The 1,236-nt window shown below is 43.4% G+C and carries 1 protein-coding gene; it reads left to right on the top strand.

What is annotated here, in order from left to right:
• Positions 1-1,048: peptidoglycan-binding protein (locus tag F6K52_RS36495; protein WP_293090148.1), on the top strand; the 1,048-nt coding region annotated here is incomplete at its 5' end.
• Positions 1,049-1,236 lie beyond the last annotated feature (188 nt).

Here is a 1,236-nt window from a genome sequence, read left to right as displayed (position 1 = left end):
CGGCGTGGTAGGACCGCGGACTCAACGGGCACTACAGGGTAGATGTCCCAGGAATGTATCCCGTAGAACTCGACGAAGAAGTAACTCCAGTAATTTGCTACAAATAGGTAGCAGTGGAGATCGTGTGATTCAATTGCAGCAAAATTTACAACGCTTAGGCTTTTATCCAGGGGTGATTACTGGTAATTTCCAAAACGCAACCACAGCAGCAGTAATAGAATTCCAACAATCCCAAGGGTTAGTTGCTGATGGGATTGTAGGTAGACGCACTCAAACGGCGATACAAAGACAAATAAGCATCGGCGTTAACCCCAATCCTAACATTCCCCCTGTACTTCCCACACCAGGAAATATAGAAAATGGCAGAACAGATAATTTTTCCAATACTCTTCCCAAGACTCGCAATCCAGGTGACGTTGGTACTAGGGTCGTAGAATTACAAAGGGCTTTACGAGAATTACGTTATTTTGATGGTAACTCTACCGGTGTATTTGGCAATACAACCAGAGATGCAGTTGCACGTTTCCAACGAGATAATCAACTGATTGCCAATGGTGTTGCCGATGCTCCAACCATAGCAGCCATATCCCGAGCCCTAGATCAGCTTTATCCTGGTTGTATCCCAGGTAGAGGTGATATTTGCTTCGGAGAGAATAGCCAGCGAGTTACACAAGTGCAACAAAGTTTACAGCAAAGAGGACTGTTTACCAGTGATACTACTGGTTATTATGGTCAAATAACTAGTGCAGCAGTTGCTCAATTCCAGCGTTCCTCTGGGCTTAATCCCACGGGATTTGTTGATCCACCTACTTTCCAAGCTTTGGGTTTGAGTAGTAATTCCCAAAATCGCTATATGGTAGTAGTTCCCTTGGGGGATAATAACGATATTTTGTACAGAATACGTCAATTAGCACCCCAAGCCTTTCAAGACGATTCTCCATTAGGTGCTTATGTGAATGCGGGTAGTTTCCGCGATCGCTCCGATGCAGAAGAGTTATCAAAAATGCTTCGTTCCCGGGGATTTGATGCACGGGTCAGTTATTTTTGAATTAGCATTGCATAATTGCGGGATGATTTTGTTAGAGGGGAGCATCCCGATTTTTAAATTTACCAAGCTCACACGTAGACCGGAGTGGCTGATAACTGAGTCCATATAATTAGACAATTATTAACATAGTTGGACATATAATTTGATATTAGGCTCAATCATGATTGTAGTTGGAGATCGGGAAAGAG

The sequence above is a fragment of the Moorena sp. SIO3H5 genome (genome assembly GCF_010692395.1).
In the GTDB taxonomy this organism is placed as follows: domain Bacteria; phylum Cyanobacteriota; class Cyanobacteriia; order Cyanobacteriales; family Coleofasciculaceae; genus Moorena.
The sequence above is the reverse complement of the archived record's forward strand: the minus strand, read 5'-3'. Positions and strand labels throughout refer to the sequence as shown.